This is a genomic window from Citrobacter sp. L55 (assembly GCF_002850715.1).
Classification (GTDB): domain Bacteria; phylum Pseudomonadota; class Gammaproteobacteria; order Enterobacterales; family Enterobacteriaceae; genus Citrobacter; species Citrobacter braakii.
This window is the reverse complement of record NZ_KZ559418.1, coordinates 13294-30519: the sequence shown is the minus strand read 5'-3', so window position 1 is coordinate 30519 and position 17226 is coordinate 13294. Positions and strand designations below refer to the sequence as shown.

Sequence of the window (17226 nt, the reverse complement as noted above, 5' to 3'; positions counted from 1 at the left end):
GAGAAGGCGCTATGACATCATCTCTGCCCCCTGGGCAAACGTCATTATTGTTACAGATGACACAGCGCCTCGCGCTGTCTGACGCGCATTTTCGTCGGATATGTCAATTAATCTACCAGCGTGCGGGGATCGTACTGGCCGACCATAAGCGGGACATGGTTTATAACCGCCTGGTCCGCCGTTTGCGAACCCTGGGACTGGATGACTTTGGTCGCTATCTCAGCATGCTGGAAGCTAACCAGAACAGTGCTGAGTGGCAGGCTTTTATTAACTCCCTGACTACCAATCTGACCGCGTTTTTTCGCGAAGGGCATCATTTTCCAGTGCTGTCAGATCATGCTCGTCGGCGCAGCGGTGAATACCGTGTCTGGAGCGCGGCGGCGTCAACCGGAGAAGAGCCGTACAGCATTGCGATTACGCTCGCCGATACCTTAGGTATGGCTCCGGGCCGCTGGCGTGTTTTTGCCAGCGACATTGATACCGAAGTGCTGGAAAAAGCCAGAAGCGGCATCTACCGCCTTGATGAGCTAAAGACGCTGTCACCGCAGCAGCTACAGCGTTATTTCATGCGTGGCACCGGACCGCATGAAGGACTGGTACGCGTTCGGCAGGAACTGGCGGGGCATGTTGAATTTTCCAGCGTGAATTTACTGGATAAGCAGTACAACGTGCCAGGCCCCTTCGATGCCATATTTTGCCGTAACGTGATGATCTATTTTGATAAAACGACGCAGCAGGACATTTTGCACCGTTTTGTTCCACTTCTTAAACCAGATGGGCTGCTGTTTGCAGGTCATTCAGAAAACTTTAGCAACCTCGTGCGCGAGTTTAGCTTGCGTGGACAGACGGTGTATGCGCATGCGCCAGGTAAGGATAAAGCATGAGTAAAATCAGGGTCTTATCGGTTGATGATTCTGCACTGATGCGTCAAATCATGACCGAAATTATTAACAGCCACAGTGATATGGAAATGGTGGCGACGGCGCCGGATCCGTTGGTTGCCCGGGATTTAATCAAAAAATTCAATCCCGACGTCCTGACGCTGGATGTGGAAATGCCGCGCATGGACGGCCTCGACTTTCTTGAGAAGCTGATGCGTCTGCGTCCGATGCCAGTGGTTATGGTCTCTTCGCTGACCGGTAAAGGTTCTGAGGTCACGCTGCGGGCGCTGGAGTTGGGGGCGATTGATTTTGTCACCAAACCACAGTTGGGGATCCGTGAAGGGATGTTGGCCTACAGCGAAATGATCGCTGAGAAGATCCGCACCGCGTCGCGGGCAAAACTGGCGGCCCACAAACCCATGACGGCACAGGTGACCTTGAAAGCGGGGCCGTTACTCAGTTCTGAAAAACTGCTGGCGATTGGCGCCTCAACCGGAGGAACAGAGGCAATTCGCCATGTACTCCAGCCATTGCCGCTTTCAAGTCCCGGTATTCTTATTACCCAGCATATGCCGCCAGGATTTACCCGCTCATTCGCCGAGCGTCTGAACAAACTGTGTCAGATCACCGTGAAAGAGGCTGAAGACGGGGAGCGCGTGCTCCCAGGGCATGCGTATATCGCCCCTGGTGACAAGCATATGGAACTGGCGCGCAGCGGGGCGAACTACCAGATCAAAATTCATGATGGTCCACCGGTTAACCGGCATCGGCCTTCAGTGGATGTGCTGTTCCATTCGGTGGCAAAACATGCGGGGCGTAATGCCGTGGGAGTGATCCTGACGGGTATGGGCAACGATGGCGCCGCCGGAATGTTAGCGATGAACCAGGCGGGTGCCTGGACCATCGCGCAAAACGAAGCAAGTTGTGTGGTGTTCGGCATGCCGCGCGAGGCCATCAATATGGGTGGCGTAAGCGAAGTGGTCGATCTTAGCCAGGTAAGCCAGCAAATGCTGGCGAAAATCAGTGCCGGACAGGCAATACGTATTTGAATCAGGAGTTTATTTTTTATGGCGGATAAAGAGCTTAAGTTTTTGGTTGTGGATGACTTTTCCACCATGCGTCGCATCGTGCGTAACCTGCTCAAAGAACTGGGTTTCAACAATGTTGAAGAGGCCGAAGACGGCGTGGACGCGCTGAATAAGCTGCAGGCTGGGGGATTTGGTTTTGTCATTTCCGACTGGAATATGCCGAACATGGATGGCCTGGAACTGCTGAAAACCATTCGTGCTGATGGCGGAATGTCCGCCCTGCCGGTGCTGATGGTTACGGCGGAAGCGAAAAAAGAGAATATCATTGCGGCGGCACAGGCTGGCGCCAGTGGCTATGTCGTGAAACCGTTCACGGCGGCGACGCTAGAAGAGAAACTCAATAAAATCTTTGAGAAACTGGGCATGTGAGGGTGTGATAATGATGATGCAACCACAAATTAAACCTGCTGACGAACATTCAGCCGGGGACATCATCGCGCGCATCGGCAGTTTGACCCGAATGCTGCGCGACAGCCTGCGTGAACTGGGGCTGGATCAGGCTATTGCCGAAGCGGCAGAAGCGATTCCCGATGCCCGCGATCGTCTTGATTACGTTGTGCAGATGACCGCACAGGCGGCAGAGCGCGCGTTGAACAGTGTGGAAGCTTCGCAGCCGCACCAGGACGCGATGGAAAAAGGGGCCAAAGACCTGACTAAACGCTGGGATGAATGGTTCGAAAATCCGATCGAGCTGTCTGACGCCCGTGAACTGGTCACCGATACCCGCCAGTTCCTGGGTGATGTGCCAGGGCATACCAGCTTTACTAACGCTCAACTGCTGGACATCATGATGGCGCAGGATTTCCAGGACCTCACCGGTCAGGTCATCAAGCGCATGATGGATGTTATCCAGGAGATTGAACGTCAGTTGCTGATGGTTCTGCTGGAAAACATTCCAGAGCAGGGCGCTCGTCCAAAACGTGAAAACGAAAGCTTGCTTAACGGCCCGCAGGTTGACACCTCAAAAGCCGGCGTGGTGGCAAGTCAGGATCAGGTTGACGACCTGCTGGATAGCCTCGGGTTCTGATCCGTAGCGTTTTTATTTGCTGGCCCGGCAGGCGCTCGCCGCCGGGCATTCTAACCGATAACGGCTTGCGCGTTATCCGGCCTACAGATACCTATCGTTCTCTTTACTTACTATCCATTTTTACGGTGACGTTGCCAGAACGGGTTCGAACGCTGCATACCGAGCGCTGCGCTTTTGTGGATCCCGCAGGGTTATTGGGCCGCCAGTCGGGACAATGTGCCCTGCACTATGATTCGTACCCGGTTGAATGCCAGGATGAAGTGGGTTCATCTGCACGGCGTATATCCTCTTTTTTATGCCATAACTTGGCGGTTATTTACCGAAATGATGCTGAGGTCACAGCAGGTTACGCCTGAGTGACAGTGCGATATATAGACTTGTCATAATAATTGCAGTTAAATGGTTATCAGTGCAAGGCAATATATTATGTCAGTAGGTTATTTATCGATATCCCGAGTGTTTTTACTCGAATAGCGGCGGGGGAGATATGCGAATTTTACGTGAGAATGATTTTTTTCATTCAGAGCAACATGCGTTTTGTCTTTTTTCGATGAATAACCAATTAATGGAAGGTGTGCACGGGCATGATTTTGATGAACTGGTGATTGTCCGTAGCGGTAGCGGGTTTCATATTATTAATGACTTGGTTCGTTTTATCTGCCAGGGTGACTTTTTTTTAGTGACCGCTAACGATACCCATAGTTATGTTTCAACTAATAATCTGTCGGTTATTAATATATTAATTCGTCGCCCGCGCAGTTTTCATTTTTTACAGCACATTGATAATTTGCTCGATTGTATAAAAGAAAAACTTCTACAGCCTACCGCGCTGGCGTTAACTCAGGGAGCGCTGGCGCGTATTGAGGTATTGAGCCAGGAGATAATCTCACGTAACGAGAGTAACTATGATGTGCTCTATTTTTCATTGTGTGAAGTCGCTTTGCTGAACATCATCAACACGCTTTGCCAGTGCGACCGCCAGACCGAGGCGCTTAGCCCTGATGAGCGAGGGCGAGCCAACCTGATCCGTATGCTCAAGACCAGTAGCTTGCGTCATTTGGACTGGAATGTGTTGAGTGATGATAACGGTGTCGCCAGGCGCACGATGTATCGCTTAATTAAGCGAGTGACCGGTTATACTCCGGTTAAATTCCAGATGTTGTATCGTGTATTAAAAGCTCAAGAATTACTGCGCACTACGGATAAAACCATCAGTGAAATTGCGGCACGTTGTGGTTTTATGAATGCGATCAGGTTGACTGAATCGTATCGACGGTATTTTCATTATCCTCCAAGTCATGAACGTGAACTTCATTCACGAGTTTTAATAGCGATTTAATTGTTAGGTTAATAACAATAAAAAATTATTACTACCATCCATCGTGACGGGGGTAGGCCATACGCTTATTTCTCGCCTTACTATCTGTAAATTTAAGGGAATCGTTATGTCAAAAAATAAAACACCTAACCCCTGGTATATTGGGGTGGTGTCTGGAATGGCATCATATATTGATTCGGCGGCTATTGTTTCCAGTGGTACAGCCTTAGTCATTTATCAAAAAACAATGGGTATTACTGCACTACAAATTGGCATTTTATCTGGATTATTAACGCTGAGTATTGCCGCTGGGGCTTTTGGTGGCGGTCGTCTTGGAGACCGTATTGGTCGTCGTAATGTTTTTATTATTACGATGGCGATGATTTTTATCGGCACGCTGGCGCTGGCCTTTGGTTTGAACTTCCCGTTCCTGGTGCTGGGCACACTCTTGGTGGGGCTGGCGACAGGGGCTGATTTACCCGTCTCTCTGGCGACTATCTCCGAAGCGGCGAACGATGAAAACCGCGGCAAGATTATCGGCTTGTCCAATTTACTCTGGCTGGTGGGAATTGGCGCCACGATGGGGATCTCCGCTATCGTCGGCGACTGGGGGCTGATTGGCGCGCAAATCATGTATATGCACGTTGGGCTGGTGGCGGTTGTGCTGATGATCCTGCGTTGGTCTATCCCAGAGTCGCCGCTGTGGTTGGCGGCAAAGGATGAACTGCGTCGTGGCATCGCCACCGTGCGGGCGCAGAAAACCGGCTGGCGCGATCTGCTCGAAGGCAAATACCTGTGGCCGTTTATCTCGCTGTGTATCTTTTATACCTTCACCAATCTGGCGGCCAATACCGGCGGGCAGTTTGGGGCTTATGTAGCGGTAAATGTGGTGGGCATTTCGGTCAGCACGCACTCGCTGTGGGGGCTGTTGATTCTGCCAGTGAGCGTGGCGTCTGGGTTGATGTTTATGCGCGTCGTTGATACCTCAAAACGGGTTCCATTCTTTATTTTTGGCGCGGTGATGATGTTCGGTGGTTATTTCGTGCCGGTACTGTTTAATTTCTCGCCACTCTCCTGGTTCTGCTGCCTGCTGTTTACCAATATCGGCACAGGATTTGCCTTCGAAGGCATCATGAAAGTGTGGGCGCAAGAGTCATTCCCCACCATGCTACGCGCCACCGCGCAAGGGGTGATTGTCGGTGTCGCCCGTCTGACCTGCGGCTTGTTGGCGTTCGTCACTCCTGTGCTGTTGAGCGCGGGGCCGGTGGTTCTTTATTGCCTGCTGACGGCGATTGTGGCGATAGGCATGGTTATCGGCTGGCTGTGCTTCCACGGCAAGCAACGTAATGAATTTAATGCAGAAACAGAAATGGTGGCGACGCCTGATAACGGACAGGCGTCGCACGATACTTTGCGGGCCAAAGCCTGAATATGAGCCACTGAGGGAAAAATTATGTTGGCAGTAGAAAAGATTACGCTCAACTATGAAACCACGCTGACGGGCTGCGAAACGTTGCCGGTTTTCGGCTGGATAATCACCAGTACCTTGCGCGATGTACAGCAGCGTAGCTGGCGTTTGCAGCTGTCGGCGCAAGAAGATTTTGCCCAATGCCTGTTTGACAGCGGCGAAATGCACGATGACCGCTCCAGTAATATCGAATTGCCCGACGTCGCCTGCCAGCACTCGACGCGCTATTTTGTGCGGGTGCATATTACCGACAACCACGGTGAAGAGAGCGGCTGGAGCCCGGCGGCAACGTTTATTACCGGCCTGCCAGCGCAAGCGTGGCAAGGGGTGTTTATCTCGGCTGAAACGCCGCAGGATAAAGACAACTCAAAAGGCACGTTGTTGCGCCATGCGTTCAGTTTGCCCGACGGTGATGACATTGTTTCGGCGGTGGTACATGCCAGCGCGCTGGGGCTGTACCAACTGTGGATCAACGGCGAAAAAGTCGGGCGTGATGAGTTATCGCCCGGCTGGACGAGCTACCACCACCATCTGTTGTATCAAACCTGGGATGTGACTGAGCACCTGCGAGAAGGCGAAAACGTGATTGGCGCGATGGTGGGGGCGGGTTGGTATAAAGGGGATATGAGCTTCAACCGCTATCGCAACTATTACGGCCAGCAGACGGGGTTTATTTGCCATATGGTGGTGACGCTCCGCGATGGTAGCCAGCGGATAATCGCCACGGATGCACACTGGCAGGGCTGCGATGACGCGATTTTGTTTGCTGAAATTTATGATGGCGAAGTGTATGACGCACGTCGGGAGCAGCGCGGCTGGAGCGAGCCTGCGTTTAGCGCCGGGCATTGGCGTGCGGTGACGACGCTTGCGGCAGAGACTTCGGTGCTGCAACCGCAAACGGCCTGCCCGGTACAAGAAATAGAACGGCTTGCGCCGTGCTCAATCATCACGACGCCAAAAAGTGAGACGGTGCTTGATTTTGGCCAGAACCTCAGCGGCTGGGTGGAGTTTCGGGTGCGCGGTGCGGCAGGTGAGCGCGTGGTGCTGCGCCATTTTGAAGTGCTGGATGCCGAAGGCAATGTTTATCTGGCGAACCTGCGCACCGCCAAACAGTGCATTGATTACACCTTACGCGGCGAGGGTGAAGAATGTTATCACCCGCATTTTACCTTTCAGGGTTTCCGTTATGTGCTGATTGAACGTTGGCCTGGCACGCCGACGCGGGATGATTTTGTCGCGGTCGTGCTGCATTCCGCGATGACGCCGACGGGTCACATTGAAACCTCAAATGCGGATCTCAACCAACTACATCACAACATCATGTGGGGGCTTAAGGGCAATTTCGTCGATATCCCAACCGACTGCCCGCAGCGCGATGAACGTCTGGGATGGACGGGCGATGCGCAAATTTTCTGTCGCACTGCGAGTTATCTGATGCAGACGCGCACTTTTTTTGCCAAATGGCTGACTGATCTTCAGCATGACCAAACGCCGGAGGGCGGTGTGCCGCACGTCATCCCCGATATCCTCACCGGCAAATGCGACAACGACCGCTTTTTATCCCACGGGCGCACCCATTCTGCCGCCGCCTGGGCCGATGCGGCGGTGATTAACCCATGGACGCTGTACCTGATGTATGGCGATAAACAGACGCTGGCCCGCCAGTACGACAGCATGAAAGCCTGGGTGGAGTTTATGCATGACAACGCTGTTGAGAACCAGTGGTCGTGGAAACTGCAGTTTGGCGATTGGGTTGCGCTGGATGCCAAAGAGGGCAGCTATTTTGGCGCAACGCCGAATGAACTGACCTGCATGGCCTACTATGCGTTGTCCACGCTGCTGCTGGCGAAATCAGCCAAAGCACTGGGAAATGACGTTGATCACACCCATTATCAGGCGCTGCATACCGCGATTGTCGAAAGCTTCCGCAATGAGTTTTTTACCGCCACCGGGCGGCTGGCGGCACGCACGCAAACGGCGCATATTCTGGCGCTTTACTTCCAGTTAGTGCCGGACGCGCACCGCGAGCGCACCGTGCAAACGCTGCTGGAACTGCTGGCGGAAAATGACGGTCATCTGGTGACGGGGTTTGTCGGCACACCCTATTTCTGTCACGCATTGAGCGAAAACGGACAGGCCGACGCGGCGTGGCAATTGCTGATGAAAGAGGACTTCCCAAGCTGGTTGTATCAGGTAAAAGCCGGGGCAACGACGATTTGGGAACACTGGGATGGCGTGAAACCGGACGGCACAATGTGGAGCCCGGACATGAACTCCTTCAACCATTATGCCTACGGGGCGATCGGTGAATGGCTGTATCGCGTGGCGGCGGGAATAAATACCGAAGAACACGCGCCGGGATTTAAATCTTCGGTACTGCGGCCTATTCCGGGCGGTGGCCTGACATGGCTGAAAGCGCGATACGGCTCGGTATATGGTGATATTGCCGTCCACTGGACGCAGGAACCGGCGCGCGATGGCTTACAGTCCATCACTCTTGAGGTAGATATTCCACCGAATACTCACTCAATGGTGATCCTCGATGGCGCACAAACGCTGCTCGATACCGATGGCCTCGACTTCGCGCCAGTAGACGGCGGCTATGGCGCGCAGGTGGGATCGGGCCATTATCGCGTTATCTGGCAGCGCTAACCGCGTGGTTGTCACGGCAGCGTTCGCGCTGTCGTGGCAAACGAACGCTCGAATTCCTCTGTTTTCGTTTCGCTATTCGACGCATTGGCAATGGTTGCGGTCGCGATAATACTCGTGACCGTGACGACGAGAGTAATGCCGTGGCAGAAGAAAGCGACGACGACAAAACAGAAGCCCCCACACCCCACCGACTTGAAAAAGCACGGGAAGAAGGGCAAGTCCCCCGATCCAAAGAGCTGACCTCACTGCTTATTTTGCTGGTGGGCGTGTGCATTATCTGGATTGGCGGGGAGTCGCTTGCCCGCAGACTGGCCGGTATGCTGTCGGCCGGATTACGTTTTGACCACAGTATGGTCAATGACCCTAACCTGATCCTCAGCCAAATCATCCTGCTGATTAAAGACGCGATGATTGCGCTGTTACCGTTGATTACCGGCGTCGTTCTGGTGGCATTAATCTCCCCGGTGATGCTTGGCGGCTTGATTTTCAGCGGTAAATCTCTGCAGCCCAAGTTCTCTAAGCTGAATCCGTTGCCGGGCATTAAACGCATGTTTTCAGCGCAAACCGGGGCGGAACTGCTCAAAGCGATACTGAAGTCCACGCTGGTGGGGAGCGTGGCCGGATTTTATCTCTGGCATAACTGGCCGGCGATGATGCGTCTGATGGCGGAATCGCCGATTACGGCGATGGGCAACGCCCTGGATTTAGTTGGTATGTGCGCGCTGTTGGTGGTGCTTGGCGTTATTCCGATGGTGGGGTTCGACGTTTTTTTCCAGATTTACAGCCATCTGAAAAAGCTGCGCATGTCGCGTCAGGATATTCGTGACGAATTTAAGCAAAGCGAAGGCGACCCGCACGTTAAGGGCAAAATACGCCAAATGCAGCGCGCGGCCGCGCAGCGTCGCATGATGGCGGATGTGCCGAAAGCGGACGTGATTGTTACCAACCCCACGCACTATTCGGTGGCGTTGAAGTATGACGAGAACAAAATGAGCGCGCCGAAAGTTGTTGCCAAAGGTGCGGGGCTGGTGGCGTTGCGCATTCGTGAGATTGGCGCTGAACATCGAGTCCCTACGTTAGAAGCGCCGCCGCTGGCGCGTGCGCTATACCGTCATGCTGAAATTGGTCAACAAATACCGGGTCAATTATATGCCGCCGTTGCCGAAGTGCTTGCATGGGTATGGCAGCTAAAACGCTGGCGTCTCGCCGGCGGCAAGCGTCCACCACAACCTGAAAACCTTCCGGTGCCTGAAGCACTGGATTTCATGAACGAGAAGAATACTGATGGCTAATCTGGTCGCGATGTTGCGTTTGCCCAGCAACCTGAAATCCACGCAACTGCAAATCCTTGCCGGACCGATCCTTATCCTGCTGATCCTGTCGATGATGGTGTTGCCGTTGCCGGCTTTCGTCCTCGATTTGCTGTTCACGTTTAACATTGCGCTGTCGATCATGGTGCTGCTGGTGGCGATGTTCACCCAGCGTACGCTGGAGTTTGCCGCATTCCCGACGATTTTGCTGTTTACCACATTATTACGCCTCGCCCTGAACGTTGCGTCGACGCGTATCATTTTAATGGAAGGGCATACCGGCGCGGCGGCGGCGGGAAAGGTGGTTGAAGCTTTTGGTCACTTCCTGGTGGGCGGTAACTTTGCGATCGGTATCGTGGTCTTCGTTATTCTCGTCATTATCAACTTTATGGTTATCACCAAAGGTGCCGGGCGTATCGCCGAGGTTGGCGCGCGCTTCGTGCTGGATGGTATGCCCGGCAAGCAAATGGCGATTGATGCGGATTTGAATGCGGGTCTGATTGGCGAAGATGAAGCCAAAAAACGGCGCTCGGAGGTGACGCAGGAAGCGGATTTCTACGGCTCTATGGACGGTGCGAGTAAATTCGTACGTGGAGATGCCATCGCCGGTATTTTGATCATGGTGATCAACGTGGTCGGCGGTCTGTTAGTCGGGGTGTTGCAGCATGGTATGAGCATGGGTAGCGCAGCGGAAAGTTATACCCTGCTGACCATCGGTGACGGGCTGGTGGCGCAAATTCCTGCGCTGGTAATTTCCACCGCGGCGGGGGTTATCGTGACCCGCGTGAGTACCGACCAGGATGTAGGCGAACAGATGGTGACCCAACTGTTCAGTAATCCTAGTGTCATGCTGCTTAGTGCGGCGGTGCTTGGTCTTTTGGGTCTGGTTCCGGGGATGCCGAACCTGGTGTTTTTGATGTTTACCGCCGCGTTACTGGGTCTGGCCTGGTGGATGCGTGGTCGTGAGCAAAAAGCTCCCGATGAGCCGCAGCCGGTGAAAATGCCGGAAAACAACTCCGTGGTGGAAGCAACATGGAATGACGTACAGCTGGAGGATTCCCTGGGGATGGAGGTAGGCTACCGCCTGATCCCAATGGTGGACTTTCAGCAAGATGGCGAGTTGCTGGGGCGAATTCGCAGTATTCGTAAGAAATTTGCCCAGGATATGGGCTTTCTGCCGCCGGTGGTACATATCCGCGACAATATGGATCTGCAGCCAGCCCGCTATCGTATTTTGATGAAAGGGGTGGAAATTGGCAGCGGTGACGCCTACCCGGGACGCTGGCTGGCCATTAACCCTGGTACTGCCGCCGGGTCACTGCCGGGCGAGAAAACGGTCGATCCGGCTTTTGGTCTGGACGCTATCTGGATTGAAAGCGCATTGAAGGAACAGGCGCAGATTCAGGGCTTTACGGTTGTTGAAGCCAGTACTGTTGTCGCCACGCACCTTAATCACCTGATTGGGCAGTTCGCTGCTGAGCTGTTTGGCCGTCAGGAGGCGCAACAGCTACTGGACCGCGTTTCGCAGGAGATGCCAAAACTGACAGAAGACCTGGTTCCGGGCGTCGTGACGCTCACTACGCTGCATAAAGTGCTGCAGAACTTACTGGATGAGAAAGTACCGATTCGCGATATGCGCACCATTCTCGAAACGCTGGCTGAACATGCACCGCTGCAAAACGATCCGCATGAGCTTACCGCGGTGGTACGTGTTGCGTTGGGACGCGCCATCACTCAGCAGTGGTTCCCGGGTAATGAAGAGGTTCAGGTTATCGGCCTTGATACCCCGCTCGAACGTTTGCTTCTGCAGGCGCTGCAGGGCGGCGGCGGTCTGGAGCCGGGTCTTGCAGACCGACTGCTGGCCCAGACTCAGGAAGCGCTGTCCCGTCAGGAAATGTTGGGTGCACCGCCGGTCTTGCTGGTTAACCACGCGTTGCGTCCGTTACTGGCTCGCTTTTTACGTCGCAGCATTCCGCAACTGGTGGTGTTATCGAACATGGAGCTGTCTGACAACCGCCATATCCGTATGACGGCGACTATTGGAGGTAAGTAATGCGTAAATTACTGTGGTTGTTGTTTTTTCCTCTGGTAGCGCAGGCTGCCGGAGAAGGCGCCTGGCAGGCCAGCGGTATGGGGATTACTTTAAATCACCGCGGCCAGTCAGCCTCGTCTTCACCTCTGACGCCCAGCCAGCCGGTCTCGGGGTTGATGACGCTGGTGGCCTGGCGCTATGAGCTCAATGGCCCAACGCCCGCGGGTTTACGGGTGCGTTTATGTTCTCAGTCCCGCTGTGTTGAGCTGGACGGGCAAAGCGGGACCACCAACGGATTCAATAATGTTCCCGCCATCGAACCGATGCATTTTGTCTGGGAAGTACCCGGTGGCGGTCGCCTGATCCCCGCCTTACAGGTTCAGAGCAATCAGGTGATTGTGAACTATCGTTAACGCCTCCCTTCATTCCGGCCAGCAGCAGAAACTGCTGGCTGCTTCGCAATTCCAGTCCGCCTCTTTGATTAAATAGAAACGCTGTTTTATAAAATAGGTGACATACGTTGCCGGACTCTTTGTGCTGTTGCCATTTCACGAATACCCCTGGCAAAAATAGAAAGGTTTCACTTGCTGTTAGCTTTTACTGTGGCCCTGTAAGGAGGCCCAATGTCAAAGCGAGGATTGCGGGGCCTCCCAATAATGTGCAGGGGTAACGGCAATGAATACACGTAAAATTGGGTTGGTTAACTATTTTGCCTACGGTTCGGGGGATTTTTTAGGCGCAGGCACCACGGCGTTAACCGCGGCCTGGCTACTCTATTTTTACACGACGTTCTGTGGCCTGACGCCAATCGAAGCAACCTTTATCTTCGCTACCGCCAGGGTGTTGGATGCCGTTGTTAGCCCATTAATGGGTTTTTTAACCGATAACTTTGGCTCCACCTGGCTCGGCAAACGCTTTGGGCGACGCAAGTTTTTTATTCTGTTGGGGATACCCTGTGTCTTTAGCTACTCACTAATGTGGGTGGGTGATATGGGGTTCTGGTACTACCTGCTCACCTATCTGATTTTTGACGTGGTCTACACCATGATTCTGGTGCCTTACGAAACGCTGGTACCCGAAATGACCGATGACTTTAAACAGAAAACCAAATTCTCCGGCGCGCGCATTTCGATGGCGCAAATGTCTGCCATTCTGGCCTCATTCTTACCTGGCGTTCTGCTGACGCTGTTTGGCAAGGACAACCCCGTCTCTTTTTTCTACGCCAGCCTGGTGTTTTCTGTGCTGTGTGCACTGATGCTGACCTTCGTCTGGTTCTTTACCTGGGAACGCCCACGGGAAGAGTGGACTGAGGCGGCGCTGCGAGCCGAAGAAGAGAAGAAAAGCCTGACCTTGAGTCAGAGTATGAACCGTTTATTTGTGGAACTGAGTTCAACACTGCGCATCCGTATCTTTCGCCAGCATTTAGGAATGTATCTTGGCGGCTATATTGCCCAGGACGTCTTTAACGCCGTCTTTACTTACTATGTGGTGTTTGTGCTGATGCAGGAAGCATCAATGGCGTCAAACCTGCTGGGTACGATGGCTATCTTCCAGTTTATTGCCGTTATCGCCATGATCCCATTGTGCATCCGTTTCGGACCTGCGCCGTCTTATCGCATGGTGGTCGTCCTGTTTGGCCTCAGTTCACTCTCCTATGCGGGGCTGTATTACGCCGGATTAAGCGATGTTTATTCTCTGTTGCTATTGGTTTCCGCCGTTGCGGGTTTAGGACGCGGTGGTATCAACTACGTTCCCTGGAATATCTACACCTATATTGCCGACGTTGACGAAGTGATCACCGGTCAGCGTCGGGAAGGGATCTTCGCCGGCATTATGACGTTAACGCGTAAAGCGTCGCAGGCGGGAGCGGTGATGCTGGTGGGGATTGTGATGCAGTTGTCTGGTTTTGTCTCCGGTCAGAGCGCACAACCCGCGGCGGTCAGCCATACCATCCTGTTAATTCTGAGCTGCGGAACGCTGATTGTTCTGGCGCTGGGTTTCCTGGTTTCCTTGCGCTTCAAACTGAACCTGCAAACGCACAGCACCCTGCGCGAAGAGACAGCAAAAATGCGTGAGTCCGGGCAACCCGTGCTGGAAGGACTTTCCGCTAAAGGACGCGCGACCGTAGAGATGCTATCGGGCATGCCTTATGAATCACTTTGGGGTAACAACAATATTGGTTACCTGAATCGTAATAAACCAGCGGCACCGAAACTGGAAAAGGGTGCTGTATTGAATTCGACATTGACAGAGGTTAAGTAAATGATTGTTTATCCGGTTAAACACAGTCCATTGTTGCGCCAGCCAGAACATTTTATTGCCAGGGATGAATTAAAAGCGTTGATCAAAAAGGTGACGCATAACCTGGTCAATATTCATGATGAGACCGGCGAGTTCTTGCTACGTCTGGATGACGGACGCGTTATTGATACCAAAGGCTGGGCGGGATGGGAGTGGACGCACGGCATCGGCTTGTACGGGATGTATCAGTATTATCAGCAAACCGGCGATGCCACGATGCGCGATATTATCGACAACTGGTTTGCCGATCGCTTTGCGGAAGGTGCAACGACCAAAAACGTTAACACCATGGCGCCGTTTTTAACGCTGGCATATCGCTATGAAGAGACGCGTAATCCCGCGTATCTGCCGTGGCTTGACAGCTGGGCTGAGTGGGCAATGCATGACATGCCGCGTACCCAATTCGGCGGTATGCAGCATATTACGCTGGCGGAAGAAAATCACCAGCAGATGTGGGATGACACGTTGATGATGACGGTCTTACCGCTGGCGAAGATTGGCAAGTTGCTCAACCGTCCCGAGTATATTGAAGAGGCAACCTATCAGTTCCTGCTGCACGTGCAAAACCTGATGGATAAAGAAACGGGGCTGTGGTTCCACGGCTGGAGCTATGAAGGACAGCATAACTTCGCCAACGCTCGCTGGGCGCGTGGCAACAGCTGGTTAACTATAGTCATCCCGGATTTCCTCGAATTACTTGATTTGCCGGAAAACAATGCAGTGCACCGCTATCTGGTGCAGGTTTTGAACGCGCAAATCGCGGCGCTGGCGAAGTGCCAGGATGAAAGCGGACTGTGGCACACCTTGCTGGACGACCCGCAGTCGTATCTTGAAGCCTCGGCAACCGCCGGATTTGCCTATGGGATCCTCAAAGCGGTACGTAAACGCTATGTCGGACAAGACTATGCGGCTGTAGCCGAAAAAGCCATCAGAGGCATTGTGCAACATATTTCGCCGGAAGGTGAATTGCTGCATACCTCGTTTGGTACCGGGATGGGCCACAATCTCGATTTCTACCGCAACATCCCCCGGACCTCCATGCCTTACGGTCAGGCGATGGCGATGCTGTGCCTTACCGAATACTTGCGTAAGTATTTTTGATATCGGTGTCCGATGGCGTTGCGGCTATCGGACCCGCTTGAGCATCGTCGCCCTGCGCAGCAAACAGATGATCCATGATTTGACGCATGACTGGTGCGGCGGTGACGCCATCGCTGCCGCCGTTTTCCAGAATTAACGCTATGGCGACTTTCGGGTTCTTATATGGCGCAAATGCGGTATAGAACACGTGGTCGCGCAGACGCACGGGGATCATTTTCGCATCGTAGGTCTGATTTTCTTTCAGGCTAAAGACCTGTGATGTGCCACTTTTCGCTGCAATGCCGTAAGGCGCGGTGTGAAAGAACTTATAACCGGTACCGTTTGGCTCATTCGCCATGCCGAACATCGCTTGACGCACCAGCCCCCAGTAGGGGGACGAAGCAGAGGCAATTTGTGACGGTGCTTCGGGAGCCTGGTACGGCGTGATGACTTTTCCGCTCTCTTCATCACGTAGCAGGTGAGGGGCGATAACCTTGCCGTTGTTAATCAGCGCGACCATGGCTTTAACCATCTGGATCGGCGTGGCAATCCAGTAGCCCTGGCCGATGCCAACCGAAATGGTATCTCCCTGATACCAGGCTTTTTTATGCACTTTCTGCTTCCATTCGCGGCTCGGGAGCAGGCCGTTATACTCCTCACCAAGATCGATGCCGGTCGGCTTGCCATAGCCAAACTGGCTGAGCATGCTGTTAATACGGTCAATCCCCATCATATATGCCACCTGATAAAAGAACGTGTCGGCAGATTCTTCAATTGCTTTGGTGACATCCAGCATACCGTGGCCCGTTTTTTTCCAGTCACGGTAATGTCGCTCAGTGCCGGGGAGCGTCCAGGTGGGGGCGCCGAAGAAACGGGTCTGCGGCGTGATCACGCCGTCCAGTAATGCTGACATCGCCATATACGGTTTGACCGTGGAGGCGGGAGGATACAACCCCTGCGTGACGCGGTTGATTAACGGCAGGTCCTTATCCTGAAGCAGCTTGTTATAGTCCTGATAGCTGATACCTTTAACAAACGGGTTGGGGTCATAGCTGGGGTTCGAAACCATTGCCAGCACGGAACCGTCATGCGGATCCTCAACCAAAACGGCGGCCCGCTGGCCCACCAACAGACTCTCAATATATTGCTGTAAATGGAGGTCCAGCGTCAGGTGGATATCTTTTCCGGCAACGGGCGGCACATCTTTGATCAGACGTACGATGCGTCCGTGGTTATCAACTTCGACCTCCTGATAACCGGTTTTCCCATGCAGTTCATTTTCATAGTAGTGCTCAATACCCTGCTTACCGATGTTGTGATCGGCGGCGTAGTTCTCTGTCAGGCCTTTTTGATCCAGCGCTTTCAGGTCGTTGTCATTGATTTTTGACACATAGCCAAGGACATGCGCCAGCGCTGCGCCATAAGGGTACTGGCGGTCTTCATAGCTATTGATATTGACGCCGCTGAAATGAAACTGGTTAACCGAGAAGCGGGCGATTTCCACATCGGTCAGCGCATTTTTTAGCACGACCGGGCGATAGCGGCTGCTGGCTTTCAGCGCATGGCGAAACTGGTCAATGTCATCAGGAGTGAGGTCAATGATAGGCGTGAGCTGCCTGATCAGGGCATTCATATCACTGATTTTATAAGGCGTAACGGAAATGTCGTACCAGGTTACGTTGCGCACCAGCGGGATGCCGTTGCGATCGTAAATCATGCCACGCGTCGGGGCCACGGGCAGCATTTTGATGTCGTTTGCATTTGAGCGGGTGGTGTAATACTGGTGCTGACAGATTTGTAAGTTGTAGAGATTGTAAATCAGGATGCCAAAGCAGATGACCACCAGGCCAAAGGCCACCAATACACGCCGCTGGAAGAGTTTTTCCTCCGCCTCAAAATCTCTGAATGTCATTGACCCGTACCCGATTAATTCGCCGCCTCATGATACGGAGGCTTAAACGGGATGACAGGCAAAAAATGTTCCATATCTCTACGGAAATGTGTCATTCCTTGTGAGTTGTTACAGATGGCCTGTTACAGAAATAAAAAAGGCCTGAGTCCGAATTTCG

General features: G+C 53.2%; 13 protein-coding genes. 12 read left to right on the top strand and 1 reads right to left on the bottom strand.

All coding sequences use genetic code 11. From position 1 onward, the window contains the following. The first annotated feature begins 11 nt into the window (after positions 1 to 11). The 12 genes from cheR (at position 12) to B9P82_RS24575 (ending at position 15178) form a co-directional block, all read left to right on the top strand. On the top strand, positions 12 to 884 hold the full coding sequence (gene cheR, locus B9P82_RS24630) for a protein-glutamate O-methyltransferase CheR (protein ID WP_016153436.1): 873 nt from the start codon (positions 12 to 14) through the stop codon (positions 882 to 884). Further along, positions 881 to 1930, top strand: a complete 1050-nt coding sequence (locus tag B9P82_RS24625) for a protein-glutamate methylesterase/protein-glutamine glutaminase (RefSeq protein WP_016153435.1) — start codon at positions 881 to 883, stop codon at positions 1928 to 1930. The genes cheR and B9P82_RS24625 overlap by 4 nt, the downstream gene beginning before the upstream one ends. A gap of 18 nt (positions 1931 to 1948) precedes the next feature. Further along, entirely contained in the window at positions 1949 to 2338 is a 390-nt protein-coding gene (cheY, locus tag B9P82_RS24620) for a chemotaxis response regulator CheY (RefSeq protein ID WP_016153434.1), read from the top strand. A gap of 13 nt (positions 2339 to 2351) precedes the next feature. Then, on the top strand, positions 2352 to 2996 hold the full coding sequence (gene cheZ, locus B9P82_RS24615) for a protein phosphatase CheZ (protein ID WP_029139578.1): 645 nt from the start codon (positions 2352 to 2354) through the stop codon (positions 2994 to 2996). A 487-nt stretch (positions 2997 to 3483) separates the two neighbouring features. Next, positions 3484 to 4335 (top strand): helix-turn-helix domain-containing protein, encoded by an 852-nt coding sequence (locus B9P82_RS24610; RefSeq protein WP_016153432.1) that lies wholly within the window; start codon positions 3484 to 3486, stop codon positions 4333 to 4335. Positions 4336 to 4441: 106 nt separating this feature from the next. Beyond that, positions 4442 to 5743, top strand: coding sequence for an MFS transporter (locus tag B9P82_RS24605; protein ID WP_101701138.1), 1302 nt, complete (start codon positions 4442 to 4444; stop codon positions 5741 to 5743). Positions 5744 to 5767: 24 nt separating this feature from the next. Continuing rightward, the gene (locus B9P82_RS24600) at positions 5768 to 8434 is read left to right on the top strand and encodes an alpha-L-rhamnosidase (RefSeq protein WP_101701137.1); all 2667 of its coding nucleotides are present in this window, start codon (positions 5768 to 5770) and stop codon (positions 8432 to 8434) included. Positions 8435 to 8574: 140 nt separating this feature from the next. Beyond that, positions 8575 to 9726 carry a flagellar biosynthesis protein FlhB gene (flhB, locus tag B9P82_RS24595; RefSeq protein WP_016153429.1) on the top strand — a complete coding sequence of 384 codons (1152 nt, stop codon included), beginning with the start codon at positions 8575 to 8577 and terminating at the stop codon, positions 9724 to 9726. Beyond that, positions 9719 to 11797 (top strand): flagellar biosynthesis protein FlhA, encoded by a 2079-nt coding sequence (gene flhA, locus B9P82_RS24590; RefSeq protein ID WP_016153428.1) that lies wholly within the window; start codon positions 9719 to 9721, stop codon positions 11795 to 11797. The genes flhB and flhA overlap by 8 nt, the downstream gene beginning before the upstream one ends. Beyond that, positions 11797 to 12189 carry a flagellar protein FlhE gene (flhe, locus tag B9P82_RS24585; RefSeq protein ID WP_016153427.1) on the top strand — a complete coding sequence of 131 codons (393 nt, stop codon included), beginning with the start codon at positions 11797 to 11799 and terminating at the stop codon, positions 12187 to 12189. Before flhA ends, flhe begins: the two co-directional genes overlap by 1 nt. A gap of 262 nt (positions 12190 to 12451) precedes the next feature. After that, entirely contained in the window at positions 12452 to 14038 is a 1587-nt protein-coding gene (locus B9P82_RS24580; protein WP_016153426.1) for an MFS transporter, read from the top strand. Continuing rightward, positions 14039 to 15178: a beta-galactosidase BglB gene (locus tag B9P82_RS24575; protein WP_049283059.1), complete on the top strand. Its 1140-nt coding sequence runs from the start codon at positions 14039 to 14041 to the stop codon at positions 15176 to 15178. On the opposite strand, the gene mrdA is transcribed toward B9P82_RS24575, so the two are convergent. Then, positions 15150 to 17069 (bottom strand): penicillin-binding protein 2, encoded by a 1920-nt coding sequence (gene mrdA / locus B9P82_RS24570; protein ID WP_080858821.1) that lies wholly within the window; start codon positions 17067 to 17069, stop codon positions 15150 to 15152. The two genes, B9P82_RS24575 and mrdA, sit on opposite strands and share 29 nt — an antisense overlap. Positions 17070 to 17226: the final 157 nt, after the last annotated feature.